This is a genomic window from Bacillus sp. GW823-FHT06A11, from assembly GCF_058795355.1.
The window spans coordinates 165584-181428 of record NZ_JBXAHS010000003.1; the positions used below are offsets into that span (position 1 = coordinate 165584).

The 15845-nt window shown below is 35.6% G+C and carries 19 protein-coding genes and 1 pseudogene; all 20 read left to right on the forward strand.

Features of this window, described 5'->3' with window-relative positions; translation table 11 throughout:
* Window positions 1-4: 4 nt before the first annotated feature.
* Complete coding sequence (locus AC1Q8L_RS14955) at window positions 5-1522, forward strand: phage portal protein (protein ID WP_025118181.1); 1518 nt, start codon at window positions 5-7, stop codon at window positions 1520-1522.
* Window positions 1522-2625: a phage minor capsid protein gene (locus AC1Q8L_RS14960; RefSeq protein ID WP_098404265.1), complete on the forward strand. Its 1104-nt coding sequence runs from the start codon at window positions 1522-1524 to the stop codon at window positions 2623-2625. Before AC1Q8L_RS14955 ends, AC1Q8L_RS14960 begins: the two co-directional genes overlap by 1 nt.
* Complete coding sequence (locus AC1Q8L_RS14965; RefSeq protein WP_025118183.1) at window positions 2609-2797, forward strand: helix-turn-helix domain-containing protein; 189 nt, start codon at window positions 2609-2611, stop codon at window positions 2795-2797. Before AC1Q8L_RS14960 ends, AC1Q8L_RS14965 begins: the two co-directional genes overlap by 17 nt.
* A 5-nt stretch (window positions 2798-2802) precedes the next feature.
* The gene (locus tag AC1Q8L_RS14970; protein ID WP_098404310.1) at window positions 2803-3438 is read left to right on the forward strand and encodes a hypothetical protein; all 636 of its coding nucleotides are present in this window, start codon (window positions 2803-2805) and stop codon (window positions 3436-3438) included.
* A 28-nt stretch (window positions 3439-3466) separates the two neighbouring features.
* Complete coding sequence (locus AC1Q8L_RS14975; RefSeq protein ID WP_098404260.1) at window positions 3467-4366, forward strand: capsid protein; 900 nt, start codon at window positions 3467-3469, stop codon at window positions 4364-4366.
* Window positions 4367-4413: 47 nt separating this feature from the next.
* Window positions 4414-4668 carry a hypothetical protein gene (locus AC1Q8L_RS14980; RefSeq protein ID WP_025118186.1) on the forward strand — a complete coding sequence of 85 codons (255 nt, stop codon included), beginning with the start codon at window positions 4414-4416 and terminating at the stop codon, window positions 4666-4668.
* Between the two features lie 8 nt (window positions 4669-4676).
* The gene (locus tag AC1Q8L_RS14985; protein WP_025118187.1) at window positions 4677-5084 is read left to right on the forward strand and encodes a head-tail connector protein; all 408 of its coding nucleotides are present in this window, start codon (window positions 4677-4679) and stop codon (window positions 5082-5084) included.
* The gene (locus AC1Q8L_RS14990; protein ID WP_025118188.1) at window positions 5077-5406 is read left to right on the forward strand and encodes a putative minor capsid protein; all 330 of its coding nucleotides are present in this window, start codon (window positions 5077-5079) and stop codon (window positions 5404-5406) included. The genes AC1Q8L_RS14985 and AC1Q8L_RS14990 overlap by 8 nt, the downstream gene beginning before the upstream one ends.
* Complete coding sequence (locus AC1Q8L_RS14995; RefSeq protein WP_025118189.1) at window positions 5403-5765, forward strand: minor capsid protein; 363 nt, start codon at window positions 5403-5405, stop codon at window positions 5763-5765. The genes AC1Q8L_RS14990 and AC1Q8L_RS14995 overlap by 4 nt, the downstream gene beginning before the upstream one ends.
* 11 nt (window positions 5766-5776) lie before the next feature.
* Window positions 5777-6175 carry a minor capsid protein gene (locus AC1Q8L_RS15000; RefSeq protein WP_025118190.1) on the forward strand — a complete coding sequence of 133 codons (399 nt, stop codon included), beginning with the start codon at window positions 5777-5779 and terminating at the stop codon, window positions 6173-6175.
* On the forward strand, window positions 6175-6636 hold the full coding sequence (locus AC1Q8L_RS15005; RefSeq protein ID WP_025118191.1) for a phage tail tube protein: 462 nt from the start codon (window positions 6175-6177) through the stop codon (window positions 6634-6636). Before AC1Q8L_RS15000 ends, AC1Q8L_RS15005 begins: the two co-directional genes overlap by 1 nt.
* Window positions 6637-6678: 42 nt before the next feature.
* Window positions 6679-7068 (forward strand): hypothetical protein, encoded by a 390-nt coding sequence (locus AC1Q8L_RS15010; RefSeq protein WP_025118192.1) that lies wholly within the window; start codon window positions 6679-6681, stop codon window positions 7066-7068.
* Window positions 7065-7679 carry a Gp15 family bacteriophage protein gene (locus AC1Q8L_RS15015; protein ID WP_098404258.1) on the forward strand — a complete coding sequence of 205 codons (615 nt, stop codon included), beginning with the start codon at window positions 7065-7067 and terminating at the stop codon, window positions 7677-7679. Before AC1Q8L_RS15010 ends, AC1Q8L_RS15015 begins: the two co-directional genes overlap by 4 nt.
* A 204-nt stretch (window positions 7680-7883) precedes the next feature.
* Window positions 7884-8567: pseudogene (locus tag AC1Q8L_RS15020) on the forward strand (phage tail tape measure protein); the annotation flags it as partial.
* 244 nt (window positions 8568-8811) lie between these two features.
* The gene (locus AC1Q8L_RS15025) at window positions 8812-10884 is read left to right on the forward strand and encodes a phage tail tape measure protein (RefSeq protein WP_492339462.1); all 2073 of its coding nucleotides are present in this window, start codon (window positions 8812-8814) and stop codon (window positions 10882-10884) included.
* Between the two features lie 5 nt (window positions 10885-10889).
* On the forward strand, window positions 10890-11645 hold the full coding sequence (locus tag AC1Q8L_RS15030) for a phage tail domain-containing protein (protein ID WP_098404252.1): 756 nt from the start codon (window positions 10890-10892) through the stop codon (window positions 11643-11645).
* A 5-nt stretch (window positions 11646-11650) separates the two neighbouring features.
* Window positions 11651-14248 carry a phage tail spike protein gene (locus AC1Q8L_RS15035; protein ID WP_492339463.1) on the forward strand — a complete coding sequence of 866 codons (2598 nt, stop codon included), beginning with the start codon at window positions 11651-11653 and terminating at the stop codon, window positions 14246-14248.
* Window positions 14249-14286: 38 nt separating this feature from the next.
* On the forward strand, window positions 14287-14523 hold the full coding sequence (locus AC1Q8L_RS15040) for a hemolysin XhlA family protein (RefSeq protein WP_000387825.1): 237 nt from the start codon (window positions 14287-14289) through the stop codon (window positions 14521-14523).
* Entirely contained in the window at window positions 14523-14762 is a 240-nt protein-coding gene (locus AC1Q8L_RS15045) for a hypothetical protein (RefSeq protein ID WP_000461715.1), read from the forward strand. Before AC1Q8L_RS15040 ends, AC1Q8L_RS15045 begins: the two co-directional genes overlap by 1 nt.
* Window positions 14759-15823 (forward strand): N-acetylmuramoyl-L-alanine amidase, encoded by a 1065-nt coding sequence (locus AC1Q8L_RS15050; RefSeq protein ID WP_097996892.1) that lies wholly within the window; start codon window positions 14759-14761, stop codon window positions 15821-15823. The genes AC1Q8L_RS15045 and AC1Q8L_RS15050 overlap by 4 nt, the downstream gene beginning before the upstream one ends.
* Window positions 15824-15845 lie beyond the last annotated feature (22 nt).

Genomic DNA, 15845 nt, shown 5'->3' on the forward strand with positions numbered 1-15845 from the left:
TGCGTTGTTTAAAAGACTCATCTCCGGCATAAGGCAGGTGTTATATAGAATGGGCCTAATTCGTGGAATTAAGAAGATATCTGATAAGAAAGAGATACCTGTTAATGAAGAATCCTACAAACATATTGATATGTGGAAGGATATATACCGAGGTCATTATGACGATTGGCATAATATCAAGTACCATACAATTGAGGGGCAGAAGAGCAGAACAATGTCATCTCTCAATATGGCTAAAGTCATAACACAGGAAATGGCTGCTCTTATCTTTAATGAGAAGTGCTCAATCAATATATCAGATAAAACACTCTCGGATAATATTAAGAATGTCCTGGATGAAAATAACTTCATTAAAGAGTTTCAAAGGTATTTAGAATACAACTTCGCTTTAGGTGGAATGGTTATAAAGGTGTACTGGGATAACGGAATAAAGTTATCCTACGTTACTGCAGATTGTTTTATTCCTGTTTCATGGGATAACAAACATATTATTGAAGGTGTGTTTGTAAATGAGATTTCTAAAGGTGATAAAAAATACACTTTACTTGAATGGCACTTGGTAGAAGATAAAGAATATATAATTAAAAATGAACTGTATGAAAGTAAGAATCAAGGAGACTTAGGTGTAAAAGTTCCGCTATCTACCTTATATCCTGATTTAGAAGAAGAAGTACGCATTAAGAACTTGTCTAAGCCTATGTTTGTGTACTTTAAGCCGAATACAGCCAACAACCTAGATTTGAACTCACCGCTTGGTATTTCTATTTACGCTAACGCATTAGGCACACTTAAATCGCTTGATATAGCGTTCGATAGTTTCCAACGTGAATTCGTTTTAGGTAAGAAACGTATTATGGTACCTGCTTCAGCAATTAGAACAGTTGTAGATCCGCAAACAGGTATAATGCAGAGGTACTTCGATGCTACTGATGAAGTATATGAAGCTATGAATTTTGAAGATGGCATAAAGCAAATTCAAGACATATCAGTGGAATTACGTGTAGAAGAACATACAGGTGCTATTAATTCACTTTTAAACTATGCAGCGATGCAAGTTGGCTTTTCTGCTGGAGCTTTTAGTTTTGATGGACAAGGTGTTAAAACTGCTACTGAGGTTATTAGTGAAAACTCTAAGACATTTAGAACAAAACAATCTCACGAAACCATTACAGAAGACGGTATCCGTGATTTGGTGGATATCATTATTGAAATTGCTGCTCTATACGATGAGTTTGAAAGTAGCGATGACTACGAAGTTACTGTTACGTTTGATGATTCTATTGCAGAAGATCAAACAGCGGAGATAAATAAGCAAATTATGCTTGTCACAAACAATTTAACGAGTAAAAAGAAAGCAATTATGAAGATTCATGGTGTTTCCGAAGAGGAAGCAGAAAGATTGCTTGAAGAAATTAATGAAGAAAACAAAACAGCAACCGCAGAATCAATTGATTTCTTTGGATTAAATAAACAACCGAATAAGAAAGAGGATAATCCACCAAACCAGGAAGCTGATGAATAATGGACTCATTAAGATCACAGCAGCTTTCCTTTGAATTGGTGGATATTTATTTATCCATTGAAGAAGAGATACTGAAAAACATCGCTAAAAAGATTGGTTCAAATAAAACATTGCTTGAAAAGGATATTAATTCTTGGCAGTTTAGTAAATCAAATGAACTAGGGATATTACAACAAGAACAAATCCGAATGATAGCTCAATATGCTGGTAGGGCACAGGAAGAGATTGCAAACTTACTTACGAATGCAGGTTATGCAGCAGTTGAAGAAATTGAAGGCGATATGAAAGAGGCCCTTAAAAACGGTGCAGCATTAAAGAATCCTGCAGCAATGAAAGATAGTACTCAATTGTTCGCAGTACTAAACGCTTATGAGTTACAAGCAAAGCAGTCATTTAACCTTGTGAACACAACGATCCTTAATCAGTCGCAGCAAGTTTATTTGGATATTATAAATCAGACTACTGCAAAAGTATTGACTGGAGTTTATACGGGTAAAGATGCTCTAAGAGAAGTGTCGTCGCAATGGGCCGAGAAAGGTATTCCTGCTCTAATTGATAAGAAAGGTAGACGATGGAGCACAGAAGCTTATGTAAATATGATTACTCGTTCTGTTAGTAATAACGTAGCGAATGATATGCAGGAAGCTAGAATGGATGAATACGATATTGATTTGATAGAAGTAAGCTCTCATAGTGGCGCAAGACCATTATGCGCTCCTTATCAAGGGCGTATTTTTTCTCGTTCTGGCAAAAGCAAAAAGTATCCTGCATTAAGTTCAACATCATATGGAAAGCCGGCAGGATTAAAAGGAGTTAATTGTGGTCATAAGTTTTACCCTTATGTTCCTGGCTTCTCTAAAAAGACATATAAACCATATGATCAAGGTGAAAATGCTAAAGCTTACAGAGAAAGCCAAATCCAACGCGCTATGGAACGAGATATTCGCAAATCAAAGCGTAAGCTCATGATGATGGAACAAATGAAGGATAACAAAGGCATTGAAGCAGCTGAACAGGAGATACGAGATAAACAAGCGGCTATGCGCGAGTTTATTAATGATACAGGAAGAACTAGAAGGTATAACCGTGAAAAACCTTACTAAGAATGATAGTCTTATGGTCCTTAGTTATATTATTGGTGTAAATGAAGCTTCTTTAATAACAGGATTATCTACAGGTTACATCAAGAACTTATGTGCAGAAGGAAAAATACCTGCAAAAAAGATAGGTAAGACATGGATTATAGATAAAAGAGATATTGAAAAGAAAGGATGAATGAAATGTTTAAACCAAAGTACAGATTACCTTTAAATCTACAATACTTTTCTGAAAGTGGTGAAAATCCACCAGCAACTCCACCTGAAGGAGGTGACCCAAGTGTAACGAATCCAGAAACTACACCATCAGCAACTCAAGAACCACCTGCACAACCACCAGTTACTTTTACACAAGAACAAGTGGACGAAGCTAAACAACAGCAAGAAGCAGCGTTCTTGAAAAAGTTAGGTGTAGAGAATCTAGATCAGCTCAAACAATCATTAAAAGGTTGGAATGAGTACCAAGAATCACAGAAAACAGAGCAAGAAAAGACAAATGAAAAGTTAACAACCTTTGAGACTCAATTGAAAGAAAAAAATGAGTCTCTTTTTGATTTGCAAGCAGAAAATGCTGCGATTAAGTCAGGTATCACAGAAGAAAAGAACTTAAATGCAGTTATTACTCTAGCAAAAACAAAGGTTAGTGACGATGTAGATATTACAAAAGCTATCGAAATGGTAGTTGAAGAGTTCCCTCACTTTAAAGGTGTAGTGGAAGAACCACAAGGAACGACAAAACCTACATTTACAACTGGTCAACATCAGAAACAAACATTGACTGAAGCTGATAAATGGAAAGCTGCTTTTTCACAAATCTAAAATTTAAATAATAGGAGTGATTTATTACATGGCTACATTAAATTATGCTACGCAATACCAAGAAGCACTGGTTCAAAAATTCACGAAAGGTGCATCTTTTGGAGCGTTATACAATACGCCGAATAACAATATTATCAGATGGACTGGACCTAAAACGATTCAGATTCCAAGTATCAAAGTTGGCGGTTATACTGATGTCGACCGTAATGTTGTCGGTGGTTACACTCGTCGTGTTGACAACTCGTTTGAGCCTAAGACTTTAGCTCATGACCGAGAATTCCGCACTTTAGTTGATCCGGTTGATATCGATGAAACAAATATGGCTGTTTCTATTGCGAATATTACTCGTGTATTCGTAAATGAAGAGTCAATTCCAGAACATGACAAATACATGGCATCTAAACTATACTCTGAATTCACTGGATTCGGTAAAACAGCAGATGTTACAGCTCTTACCGCCGTAAATGTTTTAGGCGTATTTGATACATTCATGTTAGAAATGGACGAAGCTGAAGTTCCACAAGAAGGACGTATCCTTTATGTAACTCCTGCTGTTAAAAAGTTACTAAAAGAAGCAGAGCAAATTCAACGTACACTTGATATCAAAGGTACTAGTGAAAATGCAATCAATCGTAATGTTTACTCTTTAGATGATGTAACGATAGTAACTGTTCCTTCTTCTCGTATGAAAACAGCTTACAACTTTACTAGTGGCGCGGTAGCTGATCCAACTGCGAAACAAATCAATATGATTTTAATTCACCCATTAGCAGTTGTAGCTCCACAAAAGTATGAGTTTGTCGATTTAGATGAACCGAGCGCGGCAACTGGCGGCAAATACCTTTACTACGAGCGTAAGTACTGGGATGTATTTTTGCTACAAGCTAAGGCTGCTGGTGTAAAATTCAATATCACTGCAGGAGCATAAGAGAGGACTTATACAGTTCTCTCTTTTCTTATGAAAGGAGAATGTAAATGAGTAACGTTGTAAAAGTAAAACGATTAAATAAGACACTGAATATTGATGAAGGTCGCTTAGATAGTTACCTGCTAGATGGGTATGATCAAATTGATGAAGAAGGTAACATTATCACTCGTGCTACAGGTGGACGAAATGTTTCTTTGGCAGAGTATAACAAAGTGCTAGATGCGAATGATGAGCTGGAGAAGGAAAATAAAAAGTTTAAATCAGAATTAGCCAAGTTGAAGAAGGAAGCTGCTACTAAGTAGGTGATCCTATGGCATATATAGATACTGATTACTATACAAATGTATATCAAGGTGTTGGGGTAGGTGACGAACCTACTCTTTTACGTTTGATTAATAAGGCTAGTGAGGAAATAGATACAATCACGGGTTTTAAGATTGCTCTACACCCTAATAAGTTAGATGGATTCAGTCCATTTATTCAAGAACAAGTAAAGAAAGCAGTTGCTACACAAGTTGATTTCTTTGTCTTGAATGGGGAATATTCTTCAAACACAAGTGGTGCATTAAGTAATGTATCGATTGGTCGTTTTAACTATACAGATAGTAGTCAGTCAGGAAACGGATCTAGTAATCAAAAAAGTACGAGTTCAGATGTGATTAAACATTTGTCATACACAGGATTGCTTTATGCAGGGGTTGGTGTTTGTCATGGTTAAACCTATCCCAATTCAATTACTCATTCATTCTGTACAATATGAAGAGTTTAAAGATAGCGGTTCTTTTGGAGATGATTGGGAATCATTAAAAACACTCACAAATGTAAGGGTAGAAGCTCCTACAACATTGCAAAGAACTGAAACAAGAGAGGATAAAGTTGCCCAGGCCATTTTGTTCTATGACTGTGCATTATCAAATCCTAAAAATATTCAATTTAAAGAGAATGACAAGATTACATTCAATAATAAAACAATGTATGTGAAAACTGTAGATCCTATTTACGGATTTACTTTACATCATTATGAGTTGGTGCTTGTATGATTCAATTTAATGCTCATATAAACTTTGATATTAGGCGTATGTCTAACAAAGTAAGAAATGCTTTGAATGAAGCTCAACATGCATTAGATCAACAAGCTGTAAAAGATAGCAACTATTATATCCCGAAAGATACAGGAGAATTAGAAGCAAGTTCTTTACGTGCGAGTCAGTTTGGTAAAGGTATTCTCATTTGGGATACTAAATATGCCAAAAAACTCTATTACAATCAATCTGCGAGATTTTCAATCGATAGAAACCCACACGCTTCTGCTTTATGGTTCGAACAAGGTAAGGCACACCATAAAAATGAATGGGTAGAAGAGGCGAAGCGAAAATTTTTAGCAAGGTTTAATACTTAGGAGGTGTGTTTATGGATTTCATTTTTAGATTAGTTGAGTTCTTGCCTACAAAAGTGACATTAAATGCTCCTTTGTCTGTAGGTATTCTTACCGATAAAGATAGTTCTATATCCATTAGACAAACACCTTCTTCAACTAATAATAGGTATTTAAATAAAGACAAGATAGAATTATTCTCTTTCCAAATATCTGTTAAAGATACTGATCATAAAAAAGCCATCAATACAATCCAATCAATTGCTGACGTCCTAGACGATTTAGAAAGCGATGATATTAAAAGTAATGATGATAGCTTTTATTTTATAGATTGTTCGACTTATGTATCTCCTAATTTTGTTGAAAAAACAGATCATAACGAATATATCTACACAGCATTATTTAATGCTGAACTCGAAAGGAGAGCGGTTTAATGACTAACACAGGAGAAGGTTTATTATTACAATCTAAACATAAATTTGAAATCAATACAGTGCCTGGGGCGGGAACGCCTACTTATGCAAGACTTGCAGCAGGATTTAACAATTTTGACCCGCAACCTAATGATAATGTGTTACAAGATACGTATTTAGATGGCGATGGATATGGTTCTTCTACAGTGGCAGGGGGACAATTGATTATTACATTTAGTGGTCATCGAAAGTTTGGAGATAAGGCGCAAGATTTTATCTATAGTAAATTATTAGAATTGGGTTCAGGTCGTGAAACTGATTTTCGTTGGACATTACCAGATGGAAGTACATTTGAAGGTTGGGTTACAATTGCAAATCCCTCAGGACCATCTGGGGATGCTAATGCAAAAGGCGAAATATCAGTAGAAATTCATTTCAATGGAAAACCAAAATACACACCATCACCAGCGAAAACAGTTTAGAGAGGGCATAACGCCTTCTCTTTTTTATATGGAGGGAATACAATGAAAAAGTTTGAATTTAAAAAGACATATGAAGAAGTTGAAATAGCAGGAAAGGTATTTCGTATCGATTTAAATGATGACAAAGTATTTGAATATCAAGAGTCCTTTAATAAGTACGGAAAAGAAATGCAAGAAGATAGCAGTTCCGATATAGAAAGTTTTGGTAAAGAAGAACAAAAAGAATTTTTTGATAAACAATTACAACGAATTAAAGAAGTGATTGAAATTATGCTTGGTAAAGATTCATTTGAACATATTTACGAGGCGTCTGGTCGTTCAATCATTAATTTAGCTGAATTAGTTACTTACTTATCAGACTTGATTGGAGAGAAAACCGTTAATATCCGCGACGAAAAGAAAAAGAAGTATGTAAAACCAGGTAGAAAATGAGTCTCTTTTTATTAACTTCAACATTTGAAGATTCCTTTGAATACAAAGGAGAAGGATATCATGTAGACTTATCGTTCGATAATGTACTGCGTATGTTTGAATCATTTGATGATCCATTCTTCCAAGGTGCTGAAAAAATTGATTTAGCTTTTGAAATATTAGTACCAAAATATAAAGAAATGAAGTTTGAGAGCTTGGAAGAGTGGCATTCATTATACAAATTTCTCTTAAAAGAGTTCTTGGATATTGATGTAGACAAAATTGATAAGAATCCTAAAACAATATTTGATTTTAAACAAGACGCAGGAATTATATATGCGTCTTTTTTTAATGAGTATGGAATGGATTTATTTGAACAGCATGGCAAATTGCACTGGTATAAATTTTTACAACTATTAACTCATTTAAGTGATAAATCAAAATTCAAAACTGTTGTTGGTTATCGAGAAATGGAAGTTCCTTCTTTAAATAAATGCTCTCAAGAAGAACGAGATCATATTATCAAAATGAAAAAACTGTATAGCTTAAATAACGATGGCTATTCTTCTGAATCTGAACAAATCGCAGCGTTAGACCAAAAATGGGACAACCTTGCTCATTCTTTAAAATAAGGGGGTGATATATTGGCAGCAGATGGAAGTATAGTTATTGATACCCTCATAAATTCTAGAAGTATAGAACCAGGATTAAATGAGGTTCAAAGTAAATTACAAAAAGTCGGAGCAGGATTGCAAACCGCCGGAGAGTCGATGAGTAAGTACGTTACTTTACCATTGGCAGCTGTTGGTGGCGTGGCAATAAAAATGGCATCCGATGTAGATAGCTCTCAGCATAAATTACAAGCTTCATTAGGTCTAACAGCAAAAGGTGCCGAAAATTTAAATGGAATTGTAAAAAATGTATGGAAAGAAGGCTTTGGTGAGAATTTAGATGAAGTGAATCTTGCTTTGACTAAAGTTTACCAAAATATGAGGGATGTTCCGCATGAGGAATTACAAGGAGCTACAGAGAATGTCTTAACACTAGCGAAAATGTACGATGTTGATTTGAATGAAGCTACACGTGGTGCAGGACAATTGATGTCACAGTTCGGTTTGTCTACACAGGAAACATTCGATTTACTTGCCGCAGGCGCTCAGAATGGTCTTAATTATTCTGATGAACTATTTGATAACTTAAGTGAATACGCGCCACTATTTAAGCAAGCGGGATTCACTGCCGATGAGATGTTCACTATACTTTCAAATGGAACTAAAGATGGTTCCTATAATTTAGACTACATTAACGATCTAGTAAAAGAGTTTGGTATTCGTGTTCAAGATGGATCAAAAGGTGTTTCTGATGGTTTTGGTGAGTTATCAAAAGAAACACAAGGTGTTTGGGCAGCGTTCAATGATGGTAAAGCAACTACTGCTGATGTATTTAATGCTGTACTAGGTGACTTGAGCAAAATGGACGACAAAGTAAAAGCGAATCAAATTGGTGTAGCTTTATTCGGTAGATGATAAATTGTGCCGAAATAAAATTGCGGTATTAAGCAAGAAGGGTGAGATTCCTAACTTGAACCGAAGGCTATGCAAAGTATAGTCAGGGGCAGAGCATAGAGGGTGAAAAGATATAATCCCTCCACGAGACCGCGACACTTTACAAGTGAAAACGTATGCCGAACCGAGGATGAATTAACATCCTATAATGCGGAGGAATCCCCGGAAGTAGAGGATAAAAAGCCTTTACGATAACAAATTGACAAAATGGGAAGATATGGGCGCCGATGTAGTATTAGGTCTGAATAATATAAATGGCGGATTAGGCGATACAACTGGTGCTATGGATAAAATGAAGAAGCAAGCACAAGAAGCATTCAGTGTGAAGCTTCAAAAGGCTATCCGTGAAGCAGGACTAGCTTTAGAGCCGTTAGGAAAGATATTAATCGATATGGCTTTAATAATACTCCCAAAAGTATCATCAGCTATAAAAACTGTGACTGATTGGTTTAATAACTTATCACCTTCTATGCAAAAAACAGTTGCAATCGTAGGTGTTGTCTTGATGGCTCTAGGACCACTGTTACTTATTTTAGGGCAATTTGCATTCGCATTATCAAATTTGATGCCGGCATTTTCTTTAGTAGTAAAAGGCATGAAGATGTTAAACTTAGCGTTTCTATCTAATCCTTTCACTCTAATTGTAGCTGCAGTAGTTCTTGCAGGTGTTTTGATTTATCGATACTGGGATGAAATATCAGCATTTTTAATTTCGTCATGGGAATATATAACTACTACAGCACAAGAGATTTGGAATGGTCTAACTGATTTTTTCTCAGGATTATGGAATGACATAAAGGAATACTTTGTAACAACCTGGGAAGAGATTAAAACAAAAGCAGTGGAGATATGGCAATCTATAACCGATTTTTTTGCAAATACATGGGAGTCCGTAAAAACGAGGTCCATTGAAATATGGCAAAGTATTACTGAATTCTTTATAGGGATATGGGAAGGGATTAAGCAATTAGCTGTACAAACGTGGGATAGCATTAAGAATACCACTATAGAAATTTGGCAATCTATCTCTGACTTTTTCATGGGAATTTGGAATGGAATTGCGGCATTCCTTACACCAATTTTGGAAGGAATTGCTAATTTCTTCGGTATGATATGGAACGGAATTTCTACTGTCATTCAAACGGTATGGACTTTCATTTCGCAATACCTTCAAGCAATTTGGACAGCAATTCTTTATTTTGCAACTCCTATCTTTGAAAGTATAAAGAATTTCATCATTTCAGTGTGGGATGCCATCTTAAGTACATGTATCACTGTATGGAATTATATTTCTAGTTTCTTATTAAGTATATGGGAATCTATTAAAGGGATTGCAATTACAGTGTGGGATTATATTTCAAAATTCCTATCAAGGACATGGGAATGGATTAAAACGACTGCAATCAATATATGGAACACCATAGTACGTTATTTTAATACAGTGTGGGATGTAATTTCATCAACAGCTATCACTGTATGGGATTTTATTTCTAATTTCCTTGTATCAGTTTGGCAAAGTATTTCATCAACAGCGAGTTATGTTTGGAATGGTGTTATTAATCTTATTGTTAAATATTGGAATAAACTTAAGGATTTTGTAATCCCTATTTTTAACGGTATAGGAGACACAATTTCGCAGATTTGGAATTGGATTGCCTCTACTAGTGGTGATATTTGGAATGGCGTTGTGAATACCTTAGCTAATATTTGGGGAAGTATCAATCAAGTAGCTTCTTCAGTGTGGAATGGAATCATAGATACGATTATGACTCCAGTTAACTGGATTTGTGACAAAGTAGTCTATGCCTTTGAAGCTATGAAAATAGGAGCTGTACAAGCTTGGAATGGAATTATATCAGGCATTAAAGCTACGATTAACAGTGCTATATATTTAATCAATAAATTCATTCAAGCCTTCAATCTTCCAGCTAGAGCTTTAAACATGGTTCCTGGTGTAAGCGCACCGATCATTCCGTACATTCCATACCTAGCAAAAGGCGGAAATATCATGGGGAATGGTAATGCAATTGTTGGTGAAGCAGGTCCAGAGCTTATTTCGAAAAGTGGAGGTAGTGTGAAAGTAACACCTCTGTCTGGCGGAGAAAAAGCAGGAGGTATTGGTGGAGCTTTAGGCGGTGGTGGTTCGGTTAATCTCACGCTTAATTACCAAGGTAACAACCCTAACGATGCATATAAAATGCTCGATATTATAGATCAAGAATTAAGGAACAAGGTTGATATAAATAATATTATGCGCGGGAATAAGGGGTGAAATGATTGGATTTGATTATTGAACATCTAGACGGAACTATTTACCGAACAAATCAATTAGGGATAAGGGTAAAAGGTTTTGATTTTTCATCCCCTGATTTTGACCCAGCTTTTTCAGAAGTAGATGGTTTAGATGGAAAAATAAATGTAGGGGCAAAAGGTAGAGAGAGAACAGCTACAGCAAGTATTGATTTTAAACCAAAATCTGAATCTGATTACATTTCATTACGAAATAAAATATTTAAGCTATTTTACAGCAAAAAGGAATTCTATATTACTGATAGTAGAGAGCCTAATATTAGAACTTTAGTAAGAGCTAGAGTATTTACTCCAGAAAATATAAATCATGTAATTGGGCGATGTGAAATTGAATTTATTGCAACGAATGTATATAGAGAAAGTGTTTCTATTTGGTTAAAAGAGTTTCTCAATTCCTCTACGTTCACTCTAAACAATCCAGGTGATGAATATGTAGATTTAAGAGACTCTCGGCAATTTTTTATCATCCGTTTTCGTGGAGCAAGTACAAATTTAACAATAGAAAATACTACGACATTGCAAAAGTGGCAATATACCGGAAGCTCATTAACATCAGACATAATAGAAATGAAATATGTGAGAAGTACCAAAAGCGGGATCTCGATTTTCAGGGATACAAATCATCAAATCATATCCCTGGCTCCCGGAGATAATAATTTCAAAATAACCGGCGCTTCAGGAGTTTATAGTACTGAATTCCGTTTCCGTTCTTATCACATATAATGGGGGTGATTACTACGGACAAACTACCTTACGTAACAGATCTACAAGGGAATACAGAAGCATTTACAGATTTTATAGATTTTAAACGATACAGGAGAGTAAACGGAGATCATTATATATCATTTATGATTTTTGATACCCCTGGTAACGCTTATACATCGAGTGATGCATTCAATATGATTGCAGAAGAAAGTATTATTGGTGCAGATGAAAATGAATATCGCGTAAAAACGTGTGAAAAGCGAGTAATTGGAGACATCCCTGTCAAAATAGTTACTGCCATTCACACGTTTTTCGATTTAATAGATCAATACGTCTACGATACAGTCACTAATACACAATCATTACAGCAAATAGCTAGTTTAATATTCAAAGATACAAAATACACGCCTATTGTTCTCGCTGACGTTCCAAAACGAGAGTTTGAATCGTTCGGTGATGGGAATGTTATAAGTCTTTTAAATAAAGCGTTAGATGCATATGGTGTAGAGTTTGAAGTTTTAGGAACTCAAGTTATTTTTAAAAATCAGATTGGAAACAAAACAGATTTTCAATTTAGAAGAAAGTACAACATTAAAGACATAAAAGAAACAATCGATACCAAAGGGTTAAGTACTTATATTCGTGGTTACGGAAAAGATAATTTATTTGCTGTGTATACAAGTCCGAACGCTACGAAATTTGGACTTCGACATGCGAATCCAGTACGAGACGAAAGGTTTACAGTTTACGAAAACTTACTAGCGGAAATGAAAAAACGATTAAATGATAAGCCTAATGTCACTATCGAACTTGAAATAACAGATTTAAAAAAACTAGGATTCAATTACGATGTGATTTCTCTTGGTGATAGCGGTTTTGTTATACATGAAGTTCTAAACGTCGATTATGAAGCTAGGATTATTGAATATGTTGACTATCCGTTTGAACAAACGAAAAACAGCTCTGTTGTCATAGGTAATCTTAAGAAGAGTACTTCTTCTTTCGTCTCTGATCTACAGGCTGACAATGAATCTATAAAAGGTGAATTAAGTGGTGTTAAAAGTGATGTTGATGAGTTATTACAAGGTATACCAGATAAATTATTAAGTGAAAGTATTCGTAGGGCTTCTAAAGCAATAAATGATAGTATGACCGAATTGGAATATCCTGAAAATGGTGGCATTATCGCGCGTAGTAAAGTAAACCCCAACTTTATTGTAAGACTTACAAGTGGCGGTATCGGCGTTAGTGCTGATGGAGGAAAAACGTATAAAACAGCAATGACGGGTGAAGGTTTAGTCGCTGAGTTGATTCGTGGTGGTGTGATTACTGGGTCCACATTACGCACAGACAACGGATCTAACTACGTTCACATAGAAAAGCAATTCATCCGTTTGATGGAGTCAAATTTAAATCGAATGTTTATTGGTTATTACAAAAGAGCTGTTGATAGCCAAATACAACCAACAATACTTATGCATGATGATGTGGATACATCACGTTTCCGCGATGGTACTTTAACAATATCTCAATTCCCAGTGAAAGGAGAAAATTACTATACCGGTAGCTTTGGTATTGTAAAAGGTTATGATGCGGATCAAACTCCACATTATTGCGCTAAATTAAATGTGGATACAAAAGGGGATGTATCTCTTAATGGAGATAACTATATTTATATTACTGGTAATAACGGAGTTACCCTAAGGTCTGATAAACAATTTAGCGCCTATACTAATACAATTCGTTTAGATTCTGTTAGCCACGTAGATATTCTTACTGGTGGGGCTTTGTTTATGAAAAGTAATCAAAATACAGAGGTCAATTCTGGTGGGCATACAATTATCACTTCTGGAAAAGGTATAAGTCAGTATGCAAAAAATGGATCATATTGGGTTGAAGTAGCCAACGGTGCTACCTTCACAGTATCTAATCCATCGAACGCATTTTGGGTAGACTCTGCTGGTGGAATAACGTTAAAAGGTGGATCTAAATCCGTATGGATGGACAGCCAGTCTTCCATTGTATTCAACTTAAAAGGTAAAAATATGCTTGATATAGTTGCAACGCCCAACGCTGAAACAGACCTTCGATTCCAAACAGTAATGCTACGAAATGGTAACGTTGAGGGATATAAAACACTTCAGGTTAAAAATGGGTCAGGAAGTGCATATAACGCTGTTACAGCATCAGCTTTTCAAACGGCATCGAAACGTGAATACAAAACAAATATTCGTGACGTGCAGTTTAGCGCAATAGAAAAAATTATGGCACTTCAAATCCAACAATACAACTTGAAAACAGATATAGAAGACTTATATGAGAAGCGAATGAATCGTTTTGAAGGGGACCCAATTCTTACAACAAACGATATAGAAACTCACTATGGGTGGATTGCAGATGATGAAAATACTCCTGAGTGTTTTGTTACAAAAACAAGAAATGCAGCTGAAATATATTCTTCAGTAGCAATTCAAATAAAGGCATTTCAAGAAGAAAAACAAGCGAAAGATGCTGAAATTCAAGAGTTAAAAGAAGAAAATAAACAAATGAACAGTAGAATTGAAGTTTTAGAACAACTGTTACTTCAAAATTTAATTGATAAGAAACCGGAGCAGCCATAAGCTGGTCTTTTTTTATTGCCTAAAAAGGGGTGGTCAAAGTGGAAGCGTTACAAGATGTACGAAGTGATGTTCAAGAAATAAAGCAAGATATTAAGGACATTCGCTTAGAGATTAAAAGTTTAGAAATGAGGACAACAGGTAACGAGAAAGACATTATCAATATCAACAAACAGCTAGATAAAATCAGCGCCAATACTACCTGGATTTTGCGACTTATAGTTGGCGGAATTGTTGGTGGCATTCTCACTTTCTTAATGAAAGGAGGTGGTATGTAATGTTTGAAATTACTGTAATAATTGGAATTGTAGTTGGTCTTTCACAAATTGGAAAAACAATTGGATTACAAACAAAGTATGTTCCGTTATTAAATTTAACGCTTGGCATTGTGCTAGGCGTTTTATTTTTGGACGGAGATATCAAAACAAATGTATTTCAAGGAATCATCATTGGACTGTCAGCAAGTGGATTATTTGACCACACAAAAATTATGAAAAAGGATGTTGATGCTAAATGAAAAAGACAATGAAACATATTACCTCGTTACTTATGATTCTAGTACTTGCTGTTTCTTTTGCTACAAGTGCTTTTGCTGATAGAACGCTTATTATTCCTGATTTACCAAAACAACCATACCGTTATGGTGTAGGTGCTTATGAGGGAGTTGTGGCACATTCTACAGCAACTCCAGAAGCTCCAGCTATTAACATTCAAAAATATGAGTCTCGTACATGGAGAAATGCATTTGTTCACTATGCAGTCGATTGGGACGAAACAATCCAAATTGCTGATACAAAATACATTGCTTATGGCGGCGGTCCTGCTGCGAATAAGCGCTTTGTACATGTAGAGTTATGCGAAACAGCGGATTATACAAAATTCAAACGCAGCTATGACAAATACGTTAAGTTACTAGCTAAAATCTTACGTGACCGTGGGTTATCTGTAGAAAAAGGATTATGGACACACAGCGATGTAACTCATTACCTTGGCGGTACGGATCATGAAGATCCAATTGACTACTTAAAGTCTCATGGTGTTTCAGAATCTCAATTTAGAGCAGATGTACAAAGAGCATATAATAATTCTAGTGTAGATGTTTCTGTTCCTGAGAAGCCATCTGAACCGGCGGAAGTACCGACATCCGTAACAGATGGGATTGCTTATATTGAAGGTTATAACGTTAATTTACGTAAAGGACCTGGCACAAGCTATTCTAAGATTCGTCAGTTAAACAAACCAGAGTCTTATATTGTGTGGGCTGAAAAAGAAGGGTGGTTAAATCTTGGTGGAGATCAGTGGATTAAGAACGATCCATCTTATGTGAAGTTTAACAAGAAAAGTACAGTAGATTCTTCTATTGTTGGAAAGCGCGTTATTTCAAAAGTTAACAATCTACGTTTCTATGATGCTCCATCTTGGCAGGACAAAGATGTTGCTGGTTTCGTAGATGCAGGTGAGGGATTTACAATTGATGGGAAGTTAAATGTGAACGGCTCACTACAATTTAAGGTGCACAATAGTATAGGGAAAACATATTATATTACGATAAATGAAGTTTATGTATATGTAAGATAACTGTCATACCACAGTATAGTAC

Bases quoted from the DNA above. Each gene is read 5' to 3' on its own strand.
- AC1Q8L_RS15015 (WP_098404258.1), top strand. From the start codon at position 7,065: ATGAGTCTCTTTTTATTAACTTCAACATTTGAAGATTCCTTTGAATAC.
- AC1Q8L_RS15010 (WP_025118192.1), top strand. From the start codon at position 6,679: ATGAAAAAGTTTGAATTTAAAAAGACATATGAAGAAGTTGAAATAGCA.
- AC1Q8L_RS14990 (WP_025118188.1), top strand. From the start codon at position 5,077: ATGGTTAAACCTATCCCAATTCAATTACTCATTCATTCTGTACAATAT.
- AC1Q8L_RS14960 (WP_098404265.1), top strand. From the start codon at position 1,522: ATGGACTCATTAAGATCACAGCAGCTTTCCTTTGAATTGGTGGATATT.
- AC1Q8L_RS15000 (WP_025118190.1), top strand. From the start codon at position 5,777: ATGGATTTCATTTTTAGATTAGTTGAGTTCTTGCCTACAAAAGTGACA.
- AC1Q8L_RS14970 (WP_098404310.1), top strand. From the start codon at position 2,803: ATGTTTAAACCAAAGTACAGATTACCTTTAAATCTACAATACTTTTCT.
- AC1Q8L_RS14995 (WP_025118189.1), top strand. From the start codon at position 5,403: ATGATTCAATTTAATGCTCATATAAACTTTGATATTAGGCGTATGTCT.
- AC1Q8L_RS14975 (WP_098404260.1), top strand. From the start codon at position 3,467: ATGGCTACATTAAATTATGCTACGCAATACCAAGAAGCACTGGTTCAA.
- AC1Q8L_RS14985 (WP_025118187.1), top strand. From the start codon at position 4,677: ATGGCATATATAGATACTGATTACTATACAAATGTATATCAAGGTGTT.
- AC1Q8L_RS15045 (WP_000461715.1), top strand. From the start codon at position 14,523: ATGTTTGAAATTACTGTAATAATTGGAATTGTAGTTGGTCTTTCACAA.
- AC1Q8L_RS15005 (WP_025118191.1), top strand. From the start codon at position 6,175: ATGACTAACACAGGAGAAGGTTTATTATTACAATCTAAACATAAATTT.
- AC1Q8L_RS15050 (WP_097996892.1), top strand. From the start codon at position 14,759: ATGAAAAAGACAATGAAACATATTACCTCGTTACTTATGATTCTAGTA.
- AC1Q8L_RS14980 (WP_025118186.1), top strand. From the start codon at position 4,414: ATGAGTAACGTTGTAAAAGTAAAACGATTAAATAAGACACTGAATATT.